This is a genomic window from Streptomyces sp. NPDC050433 (assembly GCF_044458565.1).
In the GTDB taxonomy this organism is placed as follows: Bacteria; Actinomycetota; Actinomycetes; order Streptomycetales; family Streptomycetaceae; genus Streptomyces.
In genome coordinates, this window is the sequence record NZ_JBITIB010000016.1 from 46266 (window position 1) to 72165 (window position 25900).

Annotated in this window: 19 protein-coding genes, 3 tRNA genes and 2 pseudogenes; 13 read left to right on the top strand and 11 right to left on the bottom strand. The window is 70.2% G+C overall.

Annotated features, from left to right (window positions below; genetic code table 11):
- Positions 1 to 153: 153 nt before the first annotated feature.
- A complete protein-coding gene (locus ACIBLA_RS20570; protein ID WP_399199376.1) occupies positions 154 to 933 on the top strand; it encodes a sulfite exporter TauE/SafE family protein in 780 nt (259 codons plus the stop codon).
- A 283-nt stretch (positions 934 to 1216) separates the two neighbouring features.
- On the opposite strand, the gene ACIBLA_RS20575 is transcribed toward ACIBLA_RS20570, so the two are convergent.
- Together ACIBLA_RS20575 and soxR are read right to left on the bottom strand one after the other, a co-directional pair.
- Entirely contained in the window at positions 1217 to 1981 is a 765-nt protein-coding gene (locus ACIBLA_RS20575) for an aminotransferase class IV (RefSeq protein WP_399199377.1), read from the bottom strand.
- A 19-nt stretch (positions 1982 to 2000) separates the two neighbouring features.
- Positions 2001 to 2456, bottom strand: a complete 456-nt coding sequence (gene soxR / locus ACIBLA_RS20580) for a redox-sensitive transcriptional activator SoxR (protein ID WP_363245036.1) — start codon at positions 2454 to 2456, stop codon at positions 2001 to 2003.
- Positions 2457 to 2509: 53 nt separating this feature from the next.
- Between soxR and ACIBLA_RS20585 the strand changes: the two genes are divergently transcribed.
- The gene (locus ACIBLA_RS20585; protein WP_399199378.1) at positions 2510 to 3145 is read left to right on the top strand and encodes an NADPH-dependent FMN reductase; all 636 of its coding nucleotides are present in this window, start codon (positions 2510 to 2512) and stop codon (positions 3143 to 3145) included.
- A 137-nt stretch (positions 3146 to 3282) separates the two neighbouring features.
- The gene (gene cutA, locus ACIBLA_RS20590) at positions 3283 to 3618 is read left to right on the top strand and encodes a divalent-cation tolerance protein CutA (protein ID WP_363245034.1); all 336 of its coding nucleotides are present in this window, start codon (positions 3283 to 3285) and stop codon (positions 3616 to 3618) included.
- Positions 3619 to 3687: 69 nt separating this feature from the next.
- Here the strand turns inward: cutA and ACIBLA_RS20595 are convergent, their stop codons facing one another.
- Positions 3688 to 5802 (bottom strand): molybdopterin oxidoreductase family protein, encoded by a 2115-nt coding sequence (locus ACIBLA_RS20595; RefSeq protein ID WP_399199450.1) that lies wholly within the window; start codon positions 5800 to 5802, stop codon positions 3688 to 3690.
- A 116-nt stretch (positions 5803 to 5918) separates the two neighbouring features.
- Complete coding sequence (locus ACIBLA_RS20600; protein WP_363245033.1) at positions 5919 to 6641, bottom strand: ElyC/SanA/YdcF family protein; 723 nt, start codon at positions 6639 to 6641, stop codon at positions 5919 to 5921.
- Between the two features lie 179 nt (positions 6642 to 6820).
- On the opposite strand from ACIBLA_RS20600, the pseudogene ACIBLA_RS20605 reads away from it, so the two are divergent.
- The 5 genes and pseudogenes from ACIBLA_RS20605 to ACIBLA_RS20625 all read left to right on the top strand — a co-directional run.
- Positions 6821 to 7537, top strand: a pseudogene (locus tag ACIBLA_RS20605) (sirohydrochlorin chelatase); the annotation flags it as partial.
- A 32-nt stretch (positions 7538 to 7569) separates the two neighbouring features.
- Positions 7570 to 8913 (top strand): deoxyguanosinetriphosphate triphosphohydrolase, encoded by a 1344-nt coding sequence (locus ACIBLA_RS20610; protein WP_363245031.1) that lies wholly within the window; start codon positions 7570 to 7572, stop codon positions 8911 to 8913.
- 211 nt (positions 8914 to 9124) lie between these two features.
- Positions 9125 to 10402, top strand: coding sequence for an NAD(P)/FAD-dependent oxidoreductase (locus ACIBLA_RS20615; protein WP_399199380.1), 1278 nt, complete (start codon positions 9125 to 9127; stop codon positions 10400 to 10402).
- An 83-nt stretch (positions 10403 to 10485) separates the two neighbouring features.
- A complete protein-coding gene (dnaG, locus tag ACIBLA_RS20620; RefSeq protein ID WP_363245029.1) occupies positions 10486 to 12405 on the top strand; it encodes a DNA primase in 1920 nt (639 codons plus the stop codon).
- 140 nt (positions 12406 to 12545) lie between these two features.
- Positions 12546 to 13820: a sigma-70 family RNA polymerase sigma factor gene (locus ACIBLA_RS20625; protein WP_399199381.1), complete on the top strand. Its 1275-nt coding sequence runs from the start codon at positions 12546 to 12548 to the stop codon at positions 13818 to 13820.
- A gap of 253 nt (positions 13821 to 14073) precedes the next feature.
- On the opposite strand, the gene ACIBLA_RS20630 is transcribed toward ACIBLA_RS20625, so the two are convergent.
- The 4 genes from ACIBLA_RS20630 to ACIBLA_RS20645 form a co-directional block, all read right to left on the bottom strand.
- A complete protein-coding gene (locus tag ACIBLA_RS20630) occupies positions 14074 to 16008 on the bottom strand; it encodes an ABC transporter ATP-binding protein (RefSeq protein WP_363245027.1) in 1935 nt (644 codons plus the stop codon).
- A complete protein-coding gene (locus tag ACIBLA_RS20635; protein ID WP_363245026.1) occupies positions 16008 to 17741 on the bottom strand; it encodes an ABC transporter ATP-binding protein in 1734 nt (577 codons plus the stop codon). The genes ACIBLA_RS20630 and ACIBLA_RS20635 overlap by 1 nt, the downstream gene beginning before the upstream one ends.
- Before the next feature lie 132 nt (positions 17742 to 17873).
- On the bottom strand, positions 17874 to 19316 hold the full coding sequence (locus ACIBLA_RS20640) for an FGGY family carbohydrate kinase (RefSeq protein WP_363245025.1): 1443 nt from the start codon (positions 19314 to 19316) through the stop codon (positions 17874 to 17876).
- 52 nt (positions 19317 to 19368) lie between these two features.
- Entirely contained in the window at positions 19369 to 19662 is a 294-nt protein-coding gene (locus ACIBLA_RS20645) for a YtxH domain-containing protein (protein WP_363245024.1), read from the bottom strand.
- Positions 19663 to 19864: 202 nt separating this feature from the next.
- Between ACIBLA_RS20645 and ACIBLA_RS20650 the strand changes: the two genes are divergently transcribed.
- From ACIBLA_RS20650 to ACIBLA_RS20665, 4 genes and pseudogenes are all read left to right on the top strand, one after another.
- Positions 19865 to 19937: transfer RNA gene (locus ACIBLA_RS20650), tRNA-Asn, on the top strand.
- A gap of 5 nt (positions 19938 to 19942) precedes the next feature.
- Positions 19943 to 20015: transfer RNA gene (locus ACIBLA_RS20655), tRNA-Asn, on the top strand.
- 234 nt (positions 20016 to 20249) lie between these two features.
- Positions 20250 to 20326: transfer RNA gene (locus ACIBLA_RS20660), tRNA-Ile, on the top strand.
- Between the two features lie 137 nt (positions 20327 to 20463).
- A pseudogene (locus ACIBLA_RS20665) lies at positions 20464 to 20745 on the top strand (IS630 family transposase); the annotation flags it as partial.
- 13 nt (positions 20746 to 20758) lie between these two features.
- On the opposite strand, the gene ACIBLA_RS20670 reads toward ACIBLA_RS20665, so the two are convergent.
- Positions 20759 to 21178 carry a hypothetical protein gene (locus tag ACIBLA_RS20670; RefSeq protein WP_363245023.1) on the bottom strand — a complete coding sequence of 140 codons (420 nt, stop codon included), beginning with the start codon at positions 21176 to 21178 and terminating at the stop codon, positions 20759 to 20761.
- 492 nt (positions 21179 to 21670) lie between these two features.
- Here ACIBLA_RS20670 and ACIBLA_RS20675 point away from each other — a divergent pair, with 492 nt between their 5' ends.
- Positions 21671 to 23410 carry a pyruvate dehydrogenase gene (locus ACIBLA_RS20675; protein WP_399199383.1) on the top strand — a complete coding sequence of 580 codons (1740 nt, stop codon included), beginning with the start codon at positions 21671 to 21673 and terminating at the stop codon, positions 23408 to 23410.
- Positions 23411 to 24077: 667 nt separating this feature from the next.
- On the opposite strand, the gene ACIBLA_RS20680 is transcribed toward ACIBLA_RS20675, so the two are convergent.
- Entirely contained in the window at positions 24078 to 24794 is a 717-nt protein-coding gene (locus ACIBLA_RS20680; RefSeq protein ID WP_399199384.1) for an NADPH-dependent F420 reductase, read from the bottom strand.
- Between the two features lie 22 nt (positions 24795 to 24816).
- On the bottom strand, positions 24817 to 25842 hold the full coding sequence (locus ACIBLA_RS20685; RefSeq protein ID WP_363245020.1) for an LLM class flavin-dependent oxidoreductase: 1026 nt from the start codon (positions 25840 to 25842) through the stop codon (positions 24817 to 24819).
- Positions 25843 to 25900 lie beyond the last annotated feature (58 nt).

Below are 25900 nucleotides of genomic sequence, written 5' to 3' on the forward strand. Positions count from 1 at the left end.
GGCACCACCACTGTTTCCCGCTCGGAACGCTGCCCTCAGCACGGGCCGGTGCCGGGTGTGAGGCGCACCCGCCCCGACCTGCGCGGCGGATGTGGCCCAGGCCACCCCACGGCAAGGTGAGGGCCGACCACCTCGTCCCATAAGGTCACGATCATGCCCGACATATCGCTGACCATGCTCATCGTCCTCTGCCTCGCGGCAGCCGCCGCGGGCTGGATCGACGCCGTGGTCGGCGGGGGCGGGCTGCTGCTCCTGCCCGCGTTGCTGCTCGGTCTGCCGCACGTCCCCGCCGCGCACATCCTCGGCACCAACAAGGCCGTCGCGATCGTCGGCACCACGGGCGCCGCCGTGACGTACGTACGCAAGGCGCCGGTGGACGTGAGGAGCGCCGTACGGATCGGGCTGATGGCGCTCGCCGGATCGATGGCGGGGGCGTTCTTCGCCGCCGGGATCAGCAGCGACGTCCTGCGTCCCGTGATCATGGTGGTGCTCCTCGGCGTCGCCGCCTTCGTGATGCTGCGACCCACTTTCGGCCAGGCGCGCGCGGGCGGGCCGGCCACCCGTGGGCGGCACATCACCGCGATCGTCCTCGTCGGCGGCGGGATCGGCTTCTACGACGGGCTGTTCGGTCCCGGCACGGGCACGTTCCTCGTCCTGGCGCTGACCGCCGTACTGCACCTCGATCTGGTCACGGCCTCGGCCACCGCCAAGATCGTCAACGTCTGCACCAACGGCGGGGCGCTCGCCATGTTCGCCTACCAGGGCACCGTCCTGTGGCAACTGGCCGCGCTGATGGCGGTGTTCAACCTGGCGGGCGGCATGTTCGGGGCGCGGATGGCGCTCAAGAAGGGCAGCGAGTTCGTCCGCGGCGTGCTGCTCGTCGTGGTCTTCTCGCTGGTCGCGAAGCTCGCCTTCGACCAGTGGACGGCCTGACGAAGCGTGAAGCGTGCGTGACGGCGTAAAGGCGTCAGGGCTGCCGCCCTTCGCCAGTCCCAGCCGGGTGACGGGCGCGTCGACGCCGATCTCGGGTATCCGCAGCCGTACGGGTGAGGAGGCCGGCATCGGTTCGGTACGGCGTGTCCCGCTTGCCAGTCAGGATCTCCGCAGGTCAAAGCCGGGAAATCGGCCGCGGGACAGGCCGGGTGAGCCGTCGTGCCGAATGGGTGAGAGAGGGGAGAAGGGCTCCGCGCCGTCGGCTCGGACCGCGGTCGGCCGCTCAGATCACATCCCACTCCACCGCTTCGAACGCCGCCGTCACCCTTCCCATCAGCTCCGCGTCCACCGTGAACTCCACGTCGTCGATCCGGTGGACGGGCGCGATGCCCTGCGAGTTCGTGATGAACGCCGACGCGTACGAGGGCAGGTCGGCCAGCGTCACCGGGCGCCGTACGGAAGGCAGCCGCGGCTCCAGCAGCGCCATGGTGATCCCCAGCAGCGAGGGGGCCTGGGGCCAGACCACGGAGGTGCCGTCCCAGAAGGCGATGTTGGTGATGGCCCCCTCCGTCACCAGCCCGCCGGGCGCGGTCAGCAGCGCCTCGTCGAAGCCCGCACGCTGGGCCGCCAGCAGATGGTGCGTCTGTCCGAAGCCGCCCAGGTGCTTGATGTGCGCGACCTCGCGGGCGTACGGCACCGACATGAGCCCGTGCGGATGGTCCGCCTTGGTCTGCGGCGGCCGTACGGTGACCATCACCCGCGTCTCCTTGTCGCCCTCCGGCCAGTGCACATACACGCGGGTCGAGGCGTCGGAGATGTCACCGAGGGCGTGCCGGACCAGTTCCCGTACGCGCTCTCCCTCCAGGCCCGCGCCGAACAACTCGCGGGTGGCGGAGTCGAGCCGGGCGAGATGGAGGTCCCGTCCGCGTACCCGGCCGCCGCGGATCTGCATCGCGGTGAAGTGCCCGTACGAGCTGAGCGCCGGGACCCGCAGCGTGGCCTCCGTGGCGGGCTCGCCGTTCACCTCGATCACTTCGAAAGATGCCATGCGCCCACGGTAGGGCCGGTCAGTCCTCGATCAGCCTGCGGGGGCCGGGGCCGTGCGACGCCAGTTCGTCGCCGGGGTTGGACAGGACGCAGCGGTCCAGCGAGAGGCAGCCGCAGCCGATGCAGTCGGCGAGATTGTCACGCAGCCGCTGGAGAGTCCGGATCCGGGTCTCCAGGTCATGGCGCCAGCACTCGGAGATCCGGGCCCAGTCCTCCTCGGTGGGCGTGCGGTCCTCCGGCAGCAGCGCCAGCACCTCGCGGATGGTGGCGAGCGGGATTCCGAGGCGCTGCGAGGTGCGGATGAAGGCGACACGCCGGAGGGTGTCACGGCTGTAGCGCCGCTGATTGCCGGCGGTGCGGCGGCTGGCGATCAGGCCCTCGCGTTCGTAGAAGCGCAGGGCGGAGGGGGCGACACCACTGCGTTCGGCCAGTTCGCCGACTGTGGCTTCCTTGGCGTTCCAGGCGAGTTGGGTCATACGGCCAAGAGTAGCTTGACCTGAACCATGGTTTAAGTATCACGCTCGTCCCCATGGACATCACGACGAACGATTCCGCGACCGAAGCGACCCCGAAATCCACGGCCTCCCAGCCACCACTCAAGCTCGCCGTCATCATGGGCAGCAACCGCGAGGGGCGGTTCGGCCCCGTCGTCACCGACTGGTTCGTCTCCCGCGCCACCGGGCGCGCCGACTTCACCGTCGAGCTGATCGACCTCGCCGACACCGACCTGCCGACCGCCCTCTCCTTCAACCCGCCCGCCCCGGTCCGCGACCAGCTCGCCAAGATCACCCACCGGCTGGCCGAGGCCGACGCCTTCGTCGTCGTCACCCCCGAGTACAACCACTCCTACCCGGCCTCCCTCAAGTCCCTGATCGACTGGCACTTCGGCGAGTGGCAGGCCAAGCCCGTCGGGTTCGTCTCCTACGGCGGGATCTCCGGCGGCCTGCGCGCCGTCGAGCATCTGCGCCAGGTCTTCGCCGAACTGCACGCCGTGGCCGTACGCGACACCGTCTCCTTCCACAACGCCGGCGCGCTCTTCGACGACGAGGGCCGCCACCGGGACCCGGACGGTGCCGACGGCGCCGCCACCGCGATGCTCGACCAGATCGCCTGGTGGGGCCTGGCCCTGCGGGACGCCAAGTCGGCGCGGCAGTACGCCGGTTGATGGTGGCCGGCCCTATCGTGGAACAGGGCACCCACGACGAACTGCTGGCGTCCGGGGGTGCGTACGCCCGTCTCCGCGCCTCACAGTTCGCGGCGGCCGCGGCCTGACCGAGGGATCCGACCGAAGGAGTGGCCCACATGACCGGCGCCGAATATCTGACCGTACTGACCACCACCGACAGCGCCGCCAAGGCGGAGGCCCTGGCACGGGGCGCGGTGGAGACGCGGCTCGCCGCGTGCGCGCAGATCTCGGCGCCGGTCACGTCCGTCTACCGCTGGCAGGGCGCGATCGAGACGACGGAGGAGTGGCAGGTGCTCCTCAAGACGACGGCCGCCTGCTACGAGGCACTTGAGGCCCATCTGACGGCGGCACACGACTACGCCACGCCGGAAATCCTGGCGATCCCGGTGGTACGGGGCAACGTGCCGTACCTCGCCTGGCTGACGTCCGAAACGACGACGCCGCGCTTGTAGCCGCTGATGCCGGTCCAGGTCCCGTCGCCGAACCGGCGGACAGACAGCCCGCGTCGGGCCGGGCACGCGCTACGGCTCCGCCCGTTCGACGCGGACCGCACACACCTTGAACTCCGGCATCCGGGACGTCGGGTCCAGCGCGGGGTTGGTCAGGTTGTTCGCACGGCCGTCGCCCGGCCAGTGGAACGGCATGAAGACCGTGTCCGTGCGGATCGTGGTCGTGATCCGTGCCGGGGCGACCGCCCGGCCGCGCCGTGAGACCACGGCGAGTCGGTCGCCCTCCGCCACCCCGAGGCGTTCCGCGAGGCGCGGGTGCAGTTCGACGAAGGGGCCCGGCGCGGCGGCGTTCAGTTCGGGCACGCGCCGGGTCTGGGCCCCCGACTGGTACTGGGAGACGACCCGCCCCGTCGTGAGCAGCACCGGATACTCCGCGTCCGTCTCCTCGGCGGCCGGCCGGTGGACCACCGGTACGAAGCGGGCCCGCCCGTCGTCGGTGGCGAACCGGTCGAGGAACAGGCGCGGTGTGCCGGGGTGGCTCTCCCCGGAGCACGGCCAGAACACCCCGTCCTCCGCCGCGATCCGCCGGTAGGTGATGCCCGAGTAGTCGGCGGGGCCGCCCGCCGACGCCTGGCGCAGTTCCTCGAAGACCTCCTCCGGATCCGCCGGAAAACCCTTCTCGTGACCGAGCAGCCCCGCCAGCCCGTGCAGCACCTGAAGGTCGCTCCGTACGCCCGCCGGCGGGGTCAGCGCCCGGCTCCGCAGCAGGACGCGTCCTTCCAGGCTCGTCGTCGTCCCCGTCTCCTCCGCCCACTGCGTCACCGGCAGCACCACGTCGGCGAGCGCCGCCGTCTCCGAGAGCACCACGTCCGCCACGGCCAGGAAGTCCAGCGACCGCAGCCTCCCCTCGATGTGCGCGGCGCGCGGCGCCGAGACGACCGGGTTGGAGCCCATCAGCAGCAGCGCCTTCACGTCACCGCCGAGCGCGTCGAGCAGTTCGTACGCGCTCCGCCCCGGCCCCGGCAGCGAGTCGGGATCCACGCCCCACACCCGCGCCACATGCTCCCGCGCGGCCGGGTCGGTCAGCTTCCGGTAGCCGGGCAACTGGTCCGCCTTCTGGCCGTGTTCGCGCCCGCCCTGGCCGTTGCCCTGACCGGTGAGACAGCCGTAGCCGGACAGCGGCCGGCCCGCCCGCCCCGTCGCGAGGCAGAAGTTGATCCACGCGCCCACGGTGTCCGTGCCCTTGGACTGCTGCTCGGGCCCGCGCGCCGTGAGCACCATGCCCGTCGGGGCGTCGCAGAACAGCCGCACCGCCTCGCGGAGTTGGGGCACCGGGACCCCCGTGACACGTTCGACGTGCTCCGGCCAGTGCGCCATCACCGCCGCCCTGGCCGCCGGCCAGCCGGTCGTACGCTCCCGTACGAACTCCTCGTCCGTCCGGCCCTGCGCCACCACCAGATGCAGCAGACCCAGCGCCAGGGCCAGATCCGTGCCGGGCCGGGGAGCCAGATGGAGGTCGGCCTGCTCGGCGGTCCTGGTCCTGCGCGGGTCGACGACGATCAACGTGCCGCCGTTCTCGCGCAGTTCGGTCAGATAGCGCAGGGCGGGCGGCATGGTCTCGGCGAGGTTCGACCCGACGAGGATGACGCACCCCGTACGCGGGATGTCCGCCAGCGGGAACGGCAGCCCCCGGTCCAGCCCGAAGGCCCTCTGATGCGCGGCGGCGGCCGACGACATGCAGAACCGCCCGTTGTAGTCGATCTGCGAGGTCCCGAGCACGACGCGGGCGAACTTGCCGAGCGCGTACGCCTTCTCGTTGGTCAGCCCGCCCCCGCCGAAGACGCCCACCGCGTCCGGCCCGTGGCCCGCCCGCGTCCGCGCGAGCCCGTCGGCCACGGCACGCAGCGCCTCGTCCCAGGTGGCGGGTTCGAGCGGGCCGCCCGCCGCCCGCCGCACGAGCGGTTCGGTGAGCCGCACCCGCGAGGACAGCACGGCCGGAGCCGTACGGCCCTTGCCGCACAGCGCGCCCCGGTTGACGGGGAAGTCGGGGCGCTCGACGACCTCGACACCCGGATCGTCCGCCGTACGCCGCAGGCTCATCCCGCACTGCAGCGCGCAGTACGGGCAGTGGGTCGGGACGGTGGCGTCGGAGCCCACGGCGTCGGAGCCCCTGGCGTCGGAGTCCATGGCGGCATCGGTCATGGCGCCAGCGTGCGTCCCGGGTGTTACGGCCCCGGCCGTACGCGGTTACGCCCCCGACACGCACACCTCCCGCGCCCTGCTCCCGCGCTGTGAGAACGCGGTCATCCGGCCGGCGGCCCGGCCAGCGCCTCGCGCACGCTCGTCTCGATCGGGCCGAGGAAGTGCGGATCGGGCCGGGTCACCGCGTCGAGCGCCGCCTTACCCGCCGCCGCCAACTCCCGGACCCCGCCGTAGTACCAGGTCGCGTCGCGCCGCTCGGCGACCCCGACGCCGTACGAGTCGACGCCCGCCGCCCGGCAGAGCGCCACCGCGCGCCGTACGTGGAAGCCCTGCGTCACCAGCACCGCCCGCTCCACCCCGAAGATCTTCTTCGCCCGCACGCAGCTGTCCCACGTGTCGAAGCCCGCGTAATCGCTGACGATGCGGCCGTCCGGCACCCCGCGCGCCGTCAGATAGGTCCGCATGGCGTCCGGCTCGTCGTACTCCTCCCGGCTGTTGTCCCCGGTGACCAGGACGACCTTCACCTTCCCGTCCTCGTACAACTCGGCGGCGGCGTCGAGGCGGTGCGCCAGATACGGCGTCGGCACCCCGTCACGCAGACCCGCCCCGAAGACGACCGCGACGTCCCGCGCGGGCACGTCGGCGACCGTACGGACATGGGCGTCGGCGGTCGTGTGCAGCCACGTCGCGGGCATCAGCGCCAGCGCGCACCCGAGCATGACGGCCTGCACCCCGCGCCGCCGCCCCCGCCGCGTCCGCGGCAGCCGCACCTTCCGCAGAAGCCGCACCTTCCGAAGCAGCCGTGCCATCGTCGGCATGACCATGAGCCCCCACCATCCGTTCAGGCACCCGTACGTACTCCGTACCCGGTACTCCCCACCCCGTACGACGTCCGGCGCCGCCAAAGAGTTCGCGGCGCCCCGCTCCCGCCTGTGAGCACCCCGAAAACCACCGCGACACACGCCGCAACCGCCCGGCAACGTCCACCCCACAGGATCGGCCCATGGACAAGCCGCCGACCCTCGCGCCCACCCTCGTCGTCGTCGCCCACGGCAGCCGTGACCCCCGTGCCCTGCGCACCGTCCGGGCCCTGCTGCGACGGGTCACGGAGCAGCGGCCCGGCATCACCGTCCGGCTCGGGCACATCGAGATCGAGCGTCCGTCCCTCTCCGACACGCTCGCCTCCTTGGGAGGCGGCCGGGCCGTGCTCGTACCGCTGCTGCTCGGACCCGGACACCACGTCAGGTACGACCTGCCGCGTGCCGCCGCTGCCGCGCCCCGTCTGCGCACCACGATCGCCGCGCCGCTCGGCCCGCATCCGCTGCTGGTCGAGACGGTGTACGCGCGCCTCGTGGAGGCCGGCTGGCGCGACGAGCCGCACCGCGTGAACGACACCGGTGTCGTCCTCGCCGCCGCCGGATCGCGCGACCCCCGGTCGGCCGCCGCGACCCGCCGTACGGCCGCGCTGCTGAGCGCGCGGCTCGGCGGAGTGCCCGTCGTGCCCGCGTACGCGTCGGCCGCCGCGCCCACCGTCCCCGACGCCGTACGGGACCTGGCCGCGCGCGGGCGGAGCCGTATCGCGCTGGCGTCGTACTTCACCGCGCCCGGCCACTTCGCCACCGTCACCGCCGCCCACGCGCCCTGGATCGCATCCGCCCCGCTCGGCGACCACCCGGACCTGGCCCGCCTTCTCCTGCTCCGCTACGACCAGACGCGCGCGTACCTGCCCGCGGACCCGGTTACCTTCGATGCATGGAAGGCATCACCGCACCTCACGACGACAGCGCCTACGACGAGGCGGACACCGCACGCTTCTCGGCCGAGCCCGACAAGCGCCCCGGCCGCACCGCCTTCCAGCGCGACCGCGCACGCGTCCTGCACTCTTCCGCCCTGCGCCGTCTCGCCGGCAAGACCCAGGTAGTCACACCCGGTTCGCAGAGCCGGGAGTGGGACGCCAGCCCGCGCACCCGGCTGACCCACTCACTGGAGTGCGCCCAGGTCGGCCGGGAACTCGGCGCCGCGCTCGGGTGCGACCCGGACCTCGTGGAGACGGCGTGTCTCTCGCACGACATGGGCCATCCGCCGTTCGGCCACAACGGCGAACAGGTGCTGAACGACTTCGCCAAGGACTGCGGCGGCTTCGAGGGCAACGCCCAGTCGCTGCGGCTGCTCACCCGTATCGAGCCGAAGCGTTTCGTCCGCGCCGACTCGGTGTCCTCGGCAGCCGAGGCGGAGGCCGGGGCGGCGGGGTCCGGTGCCCGCCTCGTCAGCGTCGGCCTCAACCTCACCCGCGCGGTCCTCGACGCCGCGACGAAGTACCCCTGGCCGCAGGGCGCCCACCCCACCGACCCCGGTTCTGTGAAGTTCGGTGTGTACGAGGACGACCTGCCGGTCTTCGAATGGGCCAGACGCGGCGCCCCGCCGAACCGCACCTGCTTCGAGGCCCAGGTCATGGACTGGGCCGACGACGTCGCGTACTCCGTGCACGACTTCGAGGACGGCCTGCACGCCGGCCACATCGACCCCAAGGCGCTGCTCTCCGGGCCCGAACGGGACGAGATCTGGACGGCCGCCATCGGCCGCTATGTACCGCACGACACCGACCCCCAGGCGCTCGCCGCCGCGCTCGACCGCCTCATGGCCGAGGAGTGGTGGCCGCACGGCTACGACGGGACGGCCGTCGCCCAGGCCCGGCTCAAGGACGCCACCAGCCAGCTCATCGGCCGGTTCTGCCTCGCCGCCGAGGGCGCGACGCGGGTGGAGTACGGCTCCGGGCCGCTCACCCGGTACGGCGCCTCGCTGGTCGTCCCGCGCGAGGCGCGCGACGAGTGCGCCGTACTGAAAGCCGTCGCGCACCGCTATGTGATGCAGCGTGCCGACCAGGAATCGCTCCGCGCGGACCAGCGCGTCGTCCTCGCCGAACTCGCCCGGACGCTGACGGCCCGCGCCCCCGAAGGGCTGGATCCGCAGTTCCGCGCGCTGTTCGAGACGGCGTCCGACGACCGCGCCCGCAAGCGCGTCATCGTCGACCAGATCGCCTCTCTTACGGATGCGGCGGCACGCTCTCTCCACACGGCGCTCACAGGACGTACCTGACCACCGGCGTACGCCTGTCGCACCCGGCAACCGCCACCGGTCATATTCAGCCAACGGCCGAAGCGGGCCGAGCCGCCCCGCCTCTGGCGTGACGCGTGTAGCAAGGTAGCCACATCAAGCCGGAACCATGCCCGCGGAGCGCCCCCTCTTTCGCCATCACGCTCCGTGCGGGACGCTCACAGATGGCGGCAGCGTAAAGAGGAGGCATCAAGTGGTCGACGCACATCGGACATTCGTCATCGTCGGTGCAGGGCTGGCCGCGGCGAAGGCCGCGGAAACTCTCCGCTCCGAGGGATTCACCGGCCGAGTGATCGTCATCGGGGACGAGGGAGACCACCCCTACGAACGCCCCCCGCTGTCCAAGGGCTTCCTGACCGGCAAGGAGGAGCGCGACAGCGTCTTCGTCCACGAACCCGCCTGGTACGCCCAGCACCACGTGGAGCTGCACCTCGGCCAGACGGTCACCGAGGTCGACCGCGAATCCCGCTGCGTCCACCTCGGCGACGGCACCTCCGTGCGCTACGACAAGCTGCTCCTGACCACCGGCTCCGAACCCCGCCGCCTCGACATCCCCGGCACCGACCTCGCGGGCGTCCACCATCTGCGCAGGCTCGCCCACGCCGACCGGCTGCGCCACGTCCTGACCGCCCTCGGCCGCGACAACGGCCATCTGGTCATCGCCGGCGGCGGCTGGATCGGCCTGGAGGTCGCCGCCGCCGCCCGCGGGTACGGCGCCGAGGTCACCGTCGTCGAGCCGCACCCGACGCCGCTGCACCAGATCATCGGCCCGGAGCTGGGACAGCTCTTCACCGAACTGCACGTCGAGCACGGCGTACGGTTCCACTTCGGCGCCCGGCTCACCGAGATCGTCGGCCAGGACGGCATGGTCCTCTCCGTCCGTACGGACGACGGCGAGGAGCACATGGCGCACGACGTGCTCGCCGCGATCGGCGCCGCGCCCCGTACCGGCCTCGCCGAGGCGGCGGGACTCGACCTCGTGGGCCGCGAGCAGGGGGACGGCATCGCCGTCGACCTGGGCCTGCGCACCTCCGACCCGGACATCTACGCGGCGGGCGACGTGGCCTCCGTCCCGTTCTCGCTGCCCGGCACCGAACTGCCCACCGGCCGGCTGCGCGTCGAGCACTGGGCCAACGCGCTCAACGGCGGCCCGGCCGCCGCCCGCTCGATGCTCGGCCGGGACGTGACGTACGACCGGCTGCCGTACTTCTTCTCCGACCAGTACGACCTGGGCCTGGAGTACTCGGGCTGGGCGCCGCCCGGCAGTTACGACCAGGTGGTGGTGCGCGGCGACGCCGGAAAGCGGGAGTTCATCGCCTTCTGGCTCAAGGACCGCCGGGTGCTGGCCGGGATGAACGTCAACGTGTGGGACGTCACCGGCGACATCCAGGGGCTCATCCACTCCGGTGCCCAGCAGGACCTCGACGCCCTCGCCGACCCGACGGTGCCGCTGGAAGGCTTCACCGGCTGAGGGAGCGGCGGACCGGGCGCGGTCGGCCCGGCGCGACGGACCGGGCGTAACGGACTGTCGGTGCGCCCCCGTAGAATTCTCGCGTGGCAGGCAGGATCAACGATGACGACGTGAAGGTGGTTCGGGACGCGGTCCCGATCGACACCGTCGTGTCCGAGTATCTGCAACTGCGCCCCGCCGGCGGCGGGAACATGAAGGGGCTCTGCCCCTTCCACGACGAGAAGTCCCCGTCCTTCCAGGTCAGTCCGAGCAAGGGTCTCTTCCACTGCTTCGGCTGCCAGGAGGGCGGGGACACCATCGCCTTCGTGATGAAGATCGACCATCTCTCCTTCTCCGAGACGGTCGAGCGCCTCGCCGCCAAGGCGGGCATCACGCTGCGGTACGAGGAGGGCGGGTACAACCCCACCCACCAGCGGGGCGAGCGGATCCGCCTGGTGGAGGCGCACAAGGCGGCGGCCGATTTCTATGTGGAGCAGCTGGCCGGCGAAGAGGCCGAGATCGGCCGGAAGTTCCTCGCCGAGCGAGGCTTCGACCAGTCGGCGGCCGAGCATTTCGGGGTCGGTTACAGCCCGGCGGGCTGGGACCATCTGACCCGGTTCCTGCGCGGAAAGGGCTTCAGCGACAAGGAACTGCTGCTCGCAGGGCTCTCCCAGGACGGCCGCCGGGGTCCGATCGACCGCTTCCGGGGCCGGCTGATGTGGCCGATCCGGGACATCTCGGGCGAGGTCGTCGGTTTCGGCGCGCGCAAACTGCGCGACGACGACAACGGACCGAAGTATCTGAACACCCCCGAGACCGCGATCTACAAGAAGTCCCAGGTGCTTTACGGGGTGGACCTGGCCAAGAAGGACATCGCCAAGGCCAGCCGCGCGGTGGTGGTCGAGGGGTACACGGACGTGATGGCCTGCCATCTGGCGGGGATCACCACCGCCATCGCCACCTGCGGCACGGCCTTCGGCACCGACCACATCAAGATCCTGCGCCGGCTGCTGATGGACAACGGCAGCGCACGGGTGATCTTCACCTTCGACGGTGACGCGGCGGGCCAGAAGGCCGCGCTGCGCGCTTTCGAGGACGACCAGAAGTTCGCCGCCGAGACGTACATCGCGATCGCGCCGGACGGCATGGACCCGTGCGAACTGCGGCTCAGCAAGGGCGACGCGGCGGTGCAGGACCTGGTCGAACCGCGCACGCCGCTGTTCGAGTTCGCGATCCGCCAGATCGTGTCCCGGTACGACCTGGAGACCCCGGCGGGCCGCGCGTCCGCGCTGGACGAGGCGGGCCCCATCGTGGCCCGGATCAAGAACGGCGCGTCGCAGCACGAGGTCGCCGTCCAGCTCGCCGGCATCCTCGGCATCCTCGACACCCAGTTCGTCGTCAAGCGCGTGGCGCAGATGGCCCGTTGGGCGCGCGACCGGGGCGGACGGGGTCCGGCGTCCGACCGCGGCGGTCAGTCGGGACGCCCGCCGGCGTCGTACGGCTCCGGGCAGTCGCAGCCCCCGGCCCTCTCCGGCCCCGCGCTCAACCTCCGCAGCCCCGCCCACCGCACCGAGCGCGAGCTGCTGAAGCTCGCCCTCCAGCGGCCGGAGCTGGTCTCCCCGGCCTTCGACGCGTACGGCGTGGACGAGTTCACCGCCCCGCCGTATGCGGCGGTCCGCCGGGCCGTCGAGGACGCGGGCGGCGCCGAGCAGGGCATGGCGTCCGCGCCGGAGTATCTGGCGGGGGTCCGCGAGGCCGCGCCGAACGACGCGGTGCGCGCCCTGGTCACGGAGCTGGCGGTGGAGGTGTTCCACGGCAAGACGATCGACGAGGTGTACGCGGGGGAGCAGCTGGTGCGCGTCCGGCTGCGCGCCGTCGACATCCGTATCCACGACGTGACGGGCACGCTGGCCCGCCTCGGCACCGGAGCGGACCACGAGCGGCACCAGGCGGTGCAGAACGAGCTGTGGGTGCTCCAGCAGTACCGCCAGTCCCTGCGCAACAACGGCGCGGCGGCCCTCTAGTGCCCCTCCCGCCCGTCCCACCGGCCCCAACTCCGGCCGTTTCAAACATCCTTCGGTAACTGCCCGGTTACGCACGGGACTCAGAAAGTCCCCGCACACCTCTCGTGGCGGCCGTGTGCGGTGCGCCACACTGGACAGCGGTGCCTGAGTTCTCGGAGCGCGGCCGGTCCACCCGTCGTGGGCCTCCCACCCCCGCGGATCCGCTCATCGTGTACGGGACTGACGGCGGCACGGCCGCCCACGTCCCGCTGCCGCACGCCCCCGATCCGGCAGCGATCACCCTGGAGGCCGCCCCCGTGCAGACCCAGACCCAGACCCTGACCGAGGCCGATCTGGCGCCGGCGGTACCACCGCAGAGCCGCGCCGCGCACCACCCGGAGGCGACCACCGGGCCGACCTCCGGAGTGACGCCCGAGGCCGCCCCGGAGACCGTCACCGAGGACCCGGTGGACATCCCCGAGATCCCCGAACGCGTCGGCCCGCGCGGCAAGGCGGACGGCGGCGGGCCGTCGTCCGACCTCTTCCGGCAGTATCTGCGGGAGATCGGGCGGATCCAACTGCTCACCGCCGTCGAGGAGGTGGACCTCGCGCGCCGCGTCGAGGCCGGACTCTTCGCCGAGGCGAAGCTCAGCTCCACCCCCGACCTGGACTCCCAGCTCGCCGTCGACCTCGACCGGCTCGTCGTGCTCGGCCGGATGGCCAAGCGGCGGCTGATCGAGGCGAATCTGCGGCTCGTCGTCTCCGTCGCCAAGCGCTACGTCGGCCGCGGACTGACGATGCTCGACCTCGTCCAGGAGGGCAACCTCGGCCTGATCCGGGCCGTGGAGAAGTTCGACTACGCGCGCGGCTACAAATTCTCCACGTACGCGACCTGGTGGATCCGCCAGGCGATGTCCCGCGCGCTCGCCGACCAGGCCCGGACGATCCGTGTCCCCGTCCATGTGGTCGAGCTGATCAACCGCGTCGTCCGCGTACAGCGCCGGATGCTCCAGGAGCGAGGCTACGAACCGACTCACGAAGAGGTCGCCGGCCAGCTGGAGTTGACCGCCGAACGGGTCGGCGAGGTGCTGCGGCTCGCCCTGGAACCCGTCTCCCTGCACGCGCCGGTGGGGGAGGAGGACGATGTCGCCTTCGGTGACCTGATCGAGGACGGCGACGCCGCCTCACCCGTGGAGTCGGCCGCGTTCCTGCTGCTTCGCGAGCATCTGGAGGCGGTTCTTTCCACGCTCGGCGAACGCGAACGCAAGGTGGTCCAGCTCCGCTACGGCCTGGCGGACGGCCGCCCGCGCACGCTGGAGGAGATAGGGCGGATCTTCGGTGTGACGCGCGAGCGCATCCGGCAGATCGAGTCCAAGACCCTGAACAAACTGCGCGACCACGCCTTCGCGGACCAACTGCGCGGCTATCTCGACTGAGCCGCCCCCCGCCCCCCGGCGCCGGACGCCCCGCACAGGCGACCGTCCGGCACTGGGGGAGACACCCCCCAGTCCCCTAGGCCGTGTCTGACAAATCCCGCCTGGCGCGCGACGCCCGGCACGCACGCTCGCCGCGTTGTCGGAGTCTCCCGAGTACGCCCAGTACGAGGGAGATCCTCCGCCTTGCGATCGCACGCACCGGACGCCGCGCGCCCCGCCCCAAGGGCGGACGGCGCTATTTGTCAGACACGGCCTAGTCCATCTCCACGACCGCCTGCGCGAACTGCGCCGCGTACAGCCGCGCGTACGCGCCCTTCGCCGCCAGCAGCCCCTCGTGCGTGCCCTGTTCGACGATCGCGCCGTTCTCCATCACCAGGATCACGTCCGCGTCCCTGATCGTGGACAGCCGGTGCGCGATCACGAAGCTCGTCCGCCCGTGCGCCAGTTGGGCCATCGCCTTCTGGATCAGCACCTCGGTACGGGTGTCGACCGAGCTGGTCGCCTCGTCCAGCACCAGGATCACCGGGTCCGAGAGGAACGCCCGCGCGATCGTGATGAGCTGCTTCTCGCCAGCGCTGACACCCGACCCCTCGTCGTCGATCACGGTCTCGTACCCGTCGGGCAGCGTGCGGATGAAACGGTCCGCGTGGGCTGCCCGTGCCGCCTCCTCGATCTCCTCCTGGGTGACCTCGCGCGCGGCGCCGTACGCGATGTTCTCCGCGATCGTGCCACCGAACAGCCAGGTGTCCTGAAGGACCATGCCTATTCGGGAGCGCAGGTCCGCGCGCGACATCGTGGCGATGTCGATGTCGTCCAGACTGATCCGGCCGGCCGTCACCTCGTAGAACCGCATCAGCAGATTGACCAGCGTCGTCTTGCCGGCACCCGTCGGACCGACGATCGCGACCGTCTGACCGGGCTCGACCGACAGGGACAGGTCGTCGATGAGCGGCTTGTCCGGCTCGTAGCGGAAGGCGACGCTGTCCAGCGCCACCCGTCCCCGCAACTCGTGCGGGCGCTCGGCCGACGGCGCGTCCTTCTCCTGCTCGTCCGCGTCCAGCAGCTCGAAGATCCGCTCGGCGGACGCGACCCCGGACTGGACGAGGTTGGCCATCGACGCGACCTGTGTCAGCGGCATCGAGAACTGCCGCGAGTACTGGATGAACGCCTGCACATCACCGATGGACAGCGTGCCCGACGCGACGCGCAGCCCCCCGACGACCGCCACCAGCACATAGTTGAGGTTGGAGATGAAGAACATCAGCGGCTGCATGACCCCGCTGTTGAACTGTGCCTTGAAGCCCGCCTCGTACAGCGCGTCGTTCTGTTCCTTGAACGCCTGCGCGGACTCGTCCTGCCGCCCGAAGACCTTCACCAGGGCATGCCCCGTGTACATCTCCTCGATGTGCGCGTTCAGCGTGCCCGTGGACTTCCACTGCTGCACGAAGTGCGGCTGCGAGCGCTTGCCGACCTTCGCCGCCACCAGCACCGACAGCGGCACCGTCACCAGCGCGACCAGCGCCAGCAGCGGCGAGATCCACAGCATCATCCCCAGGACTCCGACGATCGTCAGCAGGGAGTTGATGAGCTGCCCCATCGTCTGCTGGAGCGTCTGCGAGATGTTGTCGACGTCGTTCGTCGCCCGGCTCAGCACCTCGCCGCGCTGCTGCCGGTCGAAGTACGACAGCGGCAGCCGCGACAGCTTGGCCTGTACGTCCTCACGCATCCGGTAGATGGTGAGGTTGATGACCCGGATCGACAGTCGCGTCGAGACCAGCATCAGCAGCCCCGCCGCGACATACACCGCCAGTGCCAGCAGCAGGACCCGGCCCACCGCGTCGAAGTCGATGCCCTGCCCCGGCGTGAAGTCCACCCCGGAGAGCAGATCGGCGAGCCCGCTGTTCCCCTCCTCCCGCAGCCGCGAGACGGTGTCCTCCTTGCTGACACCCCCCGGCGTCTGACGGCCGACGACTCCCGCGAAGATCAGGTCGGTCGCCGAGCCCAGAATCTTCGGGCCGACCACCGAGGCGGCCACGCTCAGCACACCCGCCGCGACCATCCACCACAGGGTGACCTTCTCGCGCGCCAGCTGCCGCAGCAGCCGCTTGCTCGACCCCTTGAAATCCATCGACCGCTGCGAAGGAGCACCCGCGCCGGCCGCCATCATGCGCCCACCAGGACCGCTCATCAGGCCGCCTCCGCCTCGGTCAGCTGGGAGAGCACGATCTCCCGGTACGTCTCGTTCTCGGCCATCAGCTCGTGATGCCGTCCCTCACCGACCACCCGGCCCTCGTCCATGACGATGATCCGGTCGGCGTCGCGGATGGTCGCCACCCGCTGGGCGACGATCACCACCGTCGCCTCGGCGGTCTCCCGCGCCAGAGCCGCGCGCAGTGCCGCGTCCGTCGCGTAGTCCAGCGCGGAGAACGAGTCGTCGAACAGATAGATCTCCGGCCGCCGCACCAGCGTGCGCGCGATCGCCAGGCGCTGTCGCTGTCCGCCGGAGACGTTCGTGCCGCCCTGCGCGACGGGCGCGTTCAGCCCGCCCTCCAGGTCGGTGACGAACTCCTTGGCCTGCGCGACCTCCAGCGCGTGCCACAGCTCCTCGTCGGTCGCGTCCGGATTGCCGTACCGCAGATTCGTCGCCACCGTCCCCGAGAAGAGATACGGCTTCTGCGGCACCAGACCGACCGTCCTTGCCAGCAGCGCCGGATCCAGCCCCCGGACGTCCTCGCCGTCCACCAGCACCTCGCCGGCCGTCGCGTCGACCAGCCGGGGCACGAGCCCCAGCAGGGTCGACTTGCCGCTGCCGGTCGAGCCGATGACGGCGGTCGTCTCGCCCGGTCGCGCGATCAGTGACACCTCCCGCAGCACCGGCTCCTCGGCCCCCGGATAGCGGAACTCCGCGCCCCGTACCTCCAGATGACCGTGCCGGCGCAGCGTCCGCACCGGATCCTTCGGCGGCACGACGCTCGACCTGGTGTCCAGCACCTCCTCGATGCGCTCGGCACACACCTCGGCACGCGGCACCATCATGAACATGAAGGTGGCCATCATCACGGCCATCACGATCTGCATCAGATACGCCAGGAACGCGGTCAGCGCGCCGATCTGCATCCCGCCACTGTCGATGCGGTGCGCCCCGAACCAGACGACGGCGACGGACGACACGTTCACGACCGTCATCACGACCGGGAACATCAGCGCCATCAGCCGCCCGGTCGCCAACTGCATCTCGGTGAGATCGGTGTTGGCGCCCTTGAACCGCTCCTTCTCGTACTCGTCGCGTACGAACGCCCGGATCACGCGGTTGCCCGTGATCTGCTCGCGCAGCACCCGGTTCACCGTGTCGAGCCGCTCCTGCATGGCGCGGAAGAGCGGACGCATCCGCTTCACGATCAGGCTCACGGAGATACCGAGAACCGGTACGACGGCGAGCAGCACCGCCGACAGCGGCACATCCTGGCCCAGCGCCATGACGATGCCGCCGACGCACATGATCGGGGCGGACACCATGAGCGTGAACGACATCAGCACCAGCATCTGCACCTGCTGGACGTCGTTCGTCGTACGCGTGATCAGCGACGGCGCCCCGAACTGGCCGACCTCGCGGGCGGAGAAGCTCTGCACCCGGTCGAAGATCGCGGCCCGCACGTCACGGCCGAGGGCCGAGGCGGTCCGCGCACCGTAGTAGACCGCGCCTATCTGCCCGAGGACCTGGGCGACGCTGACGGCGATCATGAGGCCGCCGTACTCGATGATGTAGCCCGTGTCCCCCGTCACGACACCGTTGTCGATGATGTCCGCGTTGAGGGTGGGCAGATAGAGGCTGGCGCAGGTCTGCAGCAGCTGAAGCGCCACCAGGAGGCCGATGGCTCTCTTGTAGGGGACCAGATGAGTTCTCAGTAGTCGTAGCAGCACGTGCTGTCTCTCGGGCTCGGCAAGATCGGGGGTCGGACCCCATCCTGCGCCACTCCAGCCGCTGGAACCCAAGGGTTTTCCACAAAGGACCGGTCAAGAACGATCGTCACACCGGAGGCCCCCGCTCCGCCCCTACGCCCCCGAGAAGGCGCCCGGATGGATCTGCTCACGGGCGGCCGTGTACTGCTGGCGCACCGCGGCCCCCACCGCCGCCTCCTCGCCCGGCTCGAAGACCTGCACCGCCGCGCCCCGCCAGTCGGGCGGGCTGTGCGGGGACAGCGTGTTCTTCGAGACACCCAGCGCCCAGGCGGCCTGCCGGGCCGCGCCCAGCGCCGCGTACTCGGCCGGCTCGGGCACGACGACCTGCGCCCCGAAGATCCCCGGCGCCGACGCCTGCACGGCGGGCAGCCCCGCCGCCGCCCCCAGCAGGAACACCCGCCGCACCTCGACCCCGCGCCCGCGCACCACGTCCATCGCGTCGGCCAGCGAGCAGAGCATCCCCTCGAACGCCGCCCGCGCCAGATGCTCCGGCTTCATCGACTCACGCCGCAGTCCGGTCAACGTGCCCGCCGTGTGCGGAAGTTGAGGCGTCTTCTCACCCTCCAGATAGGGCAGGAACACCAGACCCGACGCCCCCGGCGTGGACTTCAGCGCCAGCGCCGACAACTCGTCCAGGTCCTCGGTCCCCAGCAGCTCCGCCGTGCCGCGCAGGGCCCGTACGGCATTGAGCGTGTGGACGACCGGCAGATGCATCCCCGTGGCGTCGGCGAACGACGTGATCATCCCGGAGGGGTCCGCCAGCGCCTCGTGGTGCACGGTCATCACCGACCCGGAGGCCCCCAGCGACACCACCGCGTCACCGATCCCGACACCGAGCCCGAAGGCGGCGGCCATGGTCTCGCCCGTACCCGCGGATATCAGCAGACCCTCCGGGGTCGTCCCCGCGGCCTCGGCCGGACCCAGCACCTCCGGCAGCGCCGCCTGGTGCCCCAGCGCCAGCTCCATCAGATCCGGCCGGTACGCACCGGTGCGGGCCGACCAGAACCCGGAACCGGACGCCGCGCCCCGGTCCGTCGTCCGCCGCGCGGGCCGGCCGAGCAACTGCCACACCAGCCAGTCGTGCGGCTGGAGGATCATCGCCGTACGCTGCGCCGCGTCCGGCTCGTGCCGCGCCAGCCAGCGCAGCTTCGCCACCGGCTGACCGGCCTGCGGCACCGACCCGACGGCCTCGGCCCAGGCCTGCCGCCCCCCGAGAGCTTCGATCAGGTCGGCCGCGGCGACCTGCGCGCGCTTGTCGTTGCCGAGCAGCGCGGGGCGTACGAGACTGCCTGACCGGTCCAGCGGCACGAGCCCGTGCTGCTGCGCGGAGACGCCGATGGCCTCCACACCCTCCAACAGCCCGCCGTCCGCGGCCTCACCGAGCGACAGCAGCCAGGCCTGCGGATCGACCTCGGTGGCCTTGGTCTCGACGGGATGGGCCGCGTATCCCTGCCGCAGCACGGCACCCGTGTCCGCGTCACACACGACGATGCGCGTGGAACCCGACGAACTGTCCAACCCGGCGACTATTCCCATGCCACCCGATTCTGCCGCACGCGCGAAGCGACGGAGGCGTCCGGGACCGAGGTCAGGTGTTCGTGGTGCCCCAGTCGTCCTCACCGTTGTGCCGCGAGCGCAGCGACCGGACCCGGTCGGCGACGGACCCCGGAACCTTGTCCCCGACCTTGTCGCTCACCGAGTGGTACGCCTTGCCCGCGTACTCACGGCCGGACATCGCCGCGGTCTCGGCGGCGTTGCGCACAGCGGGGTTCTGCGAGATCCGGCTGGCGGACTGCTTGAGCTGCTCGTAGCGCTCCCGCCCGGCCCTCGTTCCGAGTACATAACCGACAGCCAGTCCCGCGATGAACGTGAGGCGCCGCATGGCCTGCCACCCTTCGTTAGTTCGTTGGCATCGGACCTTGAGCCGTGACGTCCGCCTACCCTCAGGGCCCGAGATAACCCAGTGTGACCCGGCGGGATACCGATTGGCGGAGCACCCCCCTGCTTGCGCTAATGTATGTGTCGCAGCGGACGGCCGCCGCCCGGCAGAGCCAGGGTGGGTACGTTCGGTGCATACGCAGCAGTCCCCTGTAGCTCAATTGGCAGAGCAGCCGGCTGTTAACCGGCAGGTTACTGGTTCGAGTCCAGTCGGGGGAGCGCGATCTCCTGTAGCTCAATTGGCAGAGCATTCGGCTGTTAACCGGAGGGTTGCTGGTTCGAGTCCAGCCGGGAGAGCAAGCACGGAAGAGGACCCCTCGGGGTCCTCTTTCTTGTGTCCTCTTATACCCGCATCGTGCTCGAACGGTCGCGCGGGGACCGTCATCCGGGTGATCTTCGGGCTTCCTGGAACCGGCCGGCGCGCTGTGAAGTCCTCATGGTCAGGCGTTGCCGACCATCCGAGGCAGGAGATCGTATGAGCGGCTATGCTGCGGCAGACGGCGCGCACAAATGTGCGCGACGCGCCGTTCAGGGGCGGTAGCTCAGCCGGTTAGAGCAGCGGACTCATAATCCGTCGGCCGTGGGTTCGAGTCCCACCCGCCCCACCAGGCGTGGGCACAGCAGGATCGTTTCTACCTGCCACAACGTCAAAAGGGTGGCCGCCACGCCGACGTGGCGGCCACCCTTCATCCGCTCGGACCAAGATCCAGGGGACACGCAGGGGACGCGGGAACGAATCCAGGCCGCCATCAAGAAGTGGGTGCTGGCCCACCCCTGCTTCCACCTGCACTTCACGCCGACCGGATCGTCGTGGCTGAACCTCGTCGAGCGATGGTTCGCCGAACTGACCAACAGACAGATACGACGAGGCGTCCACAAGACCGTCCACGCGCTCGAGAAGGACATCCGCACCTGGATCGCCGCCTGGAACACCGATCCCAAGCCCTGTATCCGGACGAAGACCACGGACGAGATCCTCGAACGCCTCGCCAGCTATCTGAACAGAATTCCTGACTCAGAAGACTAGCGCCGGTTTCCGATCATCCGATCCGGTCCGTCATGAGCAGTTCGGCGATCCGGCGCGCTTGGGGGGTGCGCAGTCGCACCTCGACCTGGCCGGATTTCGCCGGGTTGGTCCTCCCGGCGTCGTAGGCGAAGCTGACGCGGTCCGGGGTCTCGGCCTTGACCTCGATCGAGGCCAGCAGTTGATGATTCAGGGGTACATCGACGTGCTTGAAGCGCCCCGCCCAGACCACCACCCGCCGAGGGGTCACCACGACCGCCCCCACGACGGACTTCTTTTCATAAGAGGCCCACTCACCAGGTGCCCGGTAGCGGCGGTAGGTCACCGAGCCGGTCAGCCCCTCCTCCAGCAGCACAGGCTGCTCCGCGACCAGCGCCGCTCGCAGTTCGTCCGGCAGCTTCCCTGAGCCGAGCAACACACGCAGCAGAGGATTCATTCGAGTCTTCCTCTCAGGTGCCAGTCATCGTGAGCATGGTGCCCTCTTCGCCGGATCGCGGGGAAGCGGTCAGGCGGGCTTCAGCACGAGTACGTGGAGATTACGGCACGCTCTCCGCGGCACGGTGATCACTGGCGTACAGCCGCACGATCTGGCGTCGATGTCCCGCGGTCGGCGCGCGAACAGGTCGTGGACCCGCCATAATCCGTCGGCCGTGGGTTCGAGTCCCACCCGCCCCACCGCGCGGCGCAGGTGACGAATCGCTGGAGCCGCGTTCTCTGCTCGCCCGCCTGGCGCCAGCTCACCGCCGCCCGTCCTTGGCGGCGCTCCCGCACGGCTTGACCGTGCCGCGACGGCCGGCTGAACGTCCGTGCTCGCCGTCGGATGTCATCAAGGGCTGCAACCATGCCTTTAAGGTGGATGTATCAACTATATTGAGGCTGTCGAGAGTCACATGAGACAGGTGTGCAGCCCGAGGGGAGAAGTCCGGCGATGCGGAATCTGACCGTGGCCCAGCAGATGGTGGACATCCTGCGCCAGGCGGGCGTGGAGCGGATCTACGGCGTGGTGGGTGACAGCCTGAACTCGGTGGTCGACGCGGTGCGCCGTACCGACGGCATCGAGTGGGTGCATGTACGGAACGAGGAGGCCGCCGCCTTCGCTGCGGCAGCGGAGGCACAACTCACCGGCAAGCTCGCGGTGTGTGCTGGAAGTTGTGGTCCCGGAAACACGCATCTGATCCAGGGACTGTACGACGCGCACCGCTCTGGTGCGCCCGTGCTGGCACTCGCCTCGCACATCCCGTCCCACCAGATCGGCACCGGCTTCTTCCAGGAGACCCACCCGGAAAGGCTGTTCACAGAGTGCAGCGACTACTGCGAGATGATCAGTACCTCCGGGCAGATGCCCCGGGTTCTGCGGATCGCCATGCAGCGGGCTCTTGGCAACAGCGCGGTGTCGGTCCTGGTGATACCGGGTGATGTCGCGCACGACGAGGCGACTCTTCCGACGGGAAGCAGCGACCTGGTTACCGAGCGCGGCCGGGTCGTCGCGCCGGACACACAGGTTCGGGGGCTGGCCGAGAAGCTGAACGCGGCACGGAAGGTGATGCTGTTCTGCGGTGCGGGAGTGCGGGACGCGCACGCCGAGGTCATGGCGCTCGCCGAGAAGGCTGCCGCCCCCACCGGGCACACCCTGCGGGGCAAGGAGTGGATCCAGTTCGACAACCCCTACGACGTGGGCATGAGCGGTCTGCTGGGCTACGGCGCCTGCTTCGACGCAATGCACGAGGCCGACCTGGTCGTCCTGCTCGGCACCGACTTCCCGTACAACGACTTCCTGCCGCAGGCGCGGACCGTGCAGATCGACCACGATGCCGGCCGCCTCGGCCGTCGCACGCTTCTGGAACTCGGGGTCCACGGCGACGTCCGGGAGACGCTGCGGGCTGTGCTGCCGTTGGTCGAGGCGAAGCGGGACCGTACCTATCTGGACCGGATGCTGCACAAGCATGCCAAGTCGCTGGAGACGGTGATCTCCGCCTACACCCGCGACGTCGAGCGGCACACCCCGATCCACCCTGAGTACGCGGCCTCCGTTCTGGACGAACTCGCGGCCGACGACGCTGTGTTCACCGTGGACACTGGCATGTCCAACGTCTGGGCGGCGCGTTATCTGACCCCCAACGGGCGGCGCCGGGTGATTGGTTCGTTCCTGCACGGCACGATGGCCAACGCGCTGCCGCATGCCATCGGCGCGCAGTTCGCTTACTCCGGCCGCCAGGTGATATCGATGTCGGGTGACGGTGGACTGGGCATGCTGATGGGCGAGTTGCTCACCGTGAAGCTGCACGATCTGCCGGTGAAGACGATCGTCTTCAACAACTCCTCCCTGGGCATGGTGAAGTTGGAGATGCTGGTCGAGGGGCTGCCCGAGCACGAGACCGACCACGAGCCGGTGGACTATGCGGCGATCGCCCGCAGCGCGGGCATCGAGGCGATCCGCATCGAGCGCCCCGGGGATGTCGTCGGGGGACTCAAGCGGGCGCTCGCCCACGACGGACCGTTCCTGGTCGACCTGGTGACCGACCCCAACGCGCTGTCGATCCCGCCGCACATCTCGGCCGCCCAGGTCAAGGGATTCGCCTTCGCCGCGGGCCGGACGGTGCTCGACGGGGGCGTCGGCAAGATGCTCGACCTGGCCCGTGCCAACCTGCGAAACTTCCCCCGCCCCTGAGACAGTCGCCGTCCTCATCGAGGTCGAGTCGCCCAGCTCTCTGTGAGCCACCGGGCTCCTCACGAACGCCGCACCGGGACACCTCCGATACCGACTTGTCGGTGACGTACCGGTCGCGGCCTGGTGGGGGACCGGGGGAGCCCCGGCCCGGGTGGCGGTTGACGAGGCGCTGCGGTCCGCGCAATAGGCGGGGGACAGGGCCGTGTTGGCCACCGTCATGGCGGCCCACTCAAGCGTGCTCTAGGGGCTCAAGCGCGTAGACGAGGCGGAGGACATCGCTTCCGAAGCCGGTTTCTCGCGCTTCCTCTGGCTGGGTGCCCGAGGAGCTGTGAAAGCGTTCATGCATAACGCGGCGGGTCGTACGGCGCAGTCACTCGCCGAGTCGGAGACCCGCATCCGGGACTCCCCAGCGGCAGGGCCAGGCAGCCGCCATGCGTCTGTGGCTCAGGAACCACTCCAGCGTCCTGCTGGGCGCGGGCCGGCTGTCCAAAGCCAGAGCGGAGGCCGAAGCGGGCACAGCCATGGCCGACGAAGTGGGCTGGGCCACTTCGCCGAAGCGACGCTCCTGTACACACTGCTCCGGGTCGCCCGGAGCAGGCCTTTGCTGCTCGACGAGTTGTTCACCACGTTCGAGCTGTCCGTCTGCCGACCCCCTCGGATTGGGCGATCAGACCGTGTGCTCCGCCGACTCCGCGGCGGCGGCCCGCGCGCTCAGTACGCTCTTTCCGCGCTCCGACTCCGGAAAACGGAGAAGCATTGCACGCAGTTCTTCGGCGCCCACGTTGGCGCCGAACGGCTCGGTGCCCGGTTCCAGTCGTATCCCTTCGGCCAGGGGGCCGGCCATGACGGGGTCGAAACCGACTGCGTCGACTATGCGGGCGACGGCGGTGAGGTCGTTCGGATCGTCACCGGCGATCGCGATTGCCTTGCGTCCGTGCGTTCCCGGCCGCTGGGCCCCGTCCTCCAGATCGTGGTAGCCCATGTGATTGAACGCCTTGACCACCCGTGAATCCGTCAGGTAGTCCCGCACGATCTCGCTGGACGAGGTCAGCGGGTCGGTCAGGTCCTCGCGGATGCCGTCGACTTCCCACCAGTAGTTCATGGCGTCGATCACGAGTTTGCCGCGCAATGCGTCGACGGGGAGAGTGCGGTACTTGCCGAGCGGCAGCGCCAGGATGGCACCGTCCGCCGCCGCGGCGGCTTGAGCCGCGGTGACCGGGGTCGCGCCAGGGGTGAGGATCTCGACGGTGAGCGCGATTTTGGCGGGGTCGCCCGAGCCCGCGATGAGCACCCGGTAGCCGGCGGCCAGGGCCAGCCGCCCCAGCACCGTGCCGACCTTGCCCGCACCCAGGATGCCTATGGTCTTCACGGGCGTGGTGAGCATGTCTTCTTCTCCGTTCACGGTGTCAGCTCGCGAGGATCTCGCGGACCATCGGGAGCACCTTGGTGCCGTACAGCTCGACGGCGCGCAGGCGGGCGCTGATCGGCTGGCTGCCGTAGATGAGGTCGAAGCGGCCGACGCCGAGTGCCTTGATCGCGCGGGCCATCTTGCGGGCGACCGTCTCCGGCGACCCGACGTAGAGGGAGCCGTGCTCGATCTCCGAGTCGTACTCCTCCTTGCGCAGCGGTGGCCAGCCCCGCAGTGCGCCGATGCGGTCCCGGATGGCCTTGTGGCCCGGCCAGTGCAGTTCCCGGGCCTGCTCGTCCGTGTCGGCGATGAAGCCGGGCGAGTGCATGCCGACCGGGTGGGCGGTCGTGCCGAGCTTTTCCGTGGCGCGCCGGTAGAGGTCGATGAGGGGCGCGAAGCGTTCCGGGTTGCCGCCGATGATGGCGATCATCAGCGGGAAGCCGTAGCGCGCGGTGCGGATGACCGATTGAGGAGAACCGCCGACGCCCACCCAGGTGCTCAGGTGACCGGACTCGGTCTTCGGAAAGACATCGGCGTTCTCCAGCGGAGCCCGTTTGCTGCCGCTCCAGGTGACGGGCTTCTCCTCCAGCAGCTTGGCGAAGAGCTCGATCTTCTCCTCGAACAGCACGTCGTAGTCGGCAAGGTCGTATCCGAAGAGGGGGAACGACTCGGTGAACGAGCCGCGTCCGAGGATGACATCGGCCCGGCCGTTGGACAGCGCGTCCACGGTCGCGAACCGCTGGAACACGCGGACCGGATCGTCGGAGCTGAGCACGGTCACGCCGGAGCTCAGACGGATCCGGCTGGTGCGCGTCGCGATCCCGGCCAGCACAGTCTCCGGGGAGGTGATCGCGAACTCCGGGCGGTGGTGTTCGCCGAGTGCGATGACGTCCACGCCGGTCTCCTCCGCGAGTACGGCCTCCTGGACCACTTGGCGGATGGCCTTCGCGTAGGACACCGGGGTGCCGAAGTCGTCATCCGGTACGTCTCCGAATGTGTCCAGACCGAAGACGAGATCAGACATGGTGAGCTCCTGTGCAGGCCAATTGTTGAGATGTCAATTATCCAGCATATGATTGATG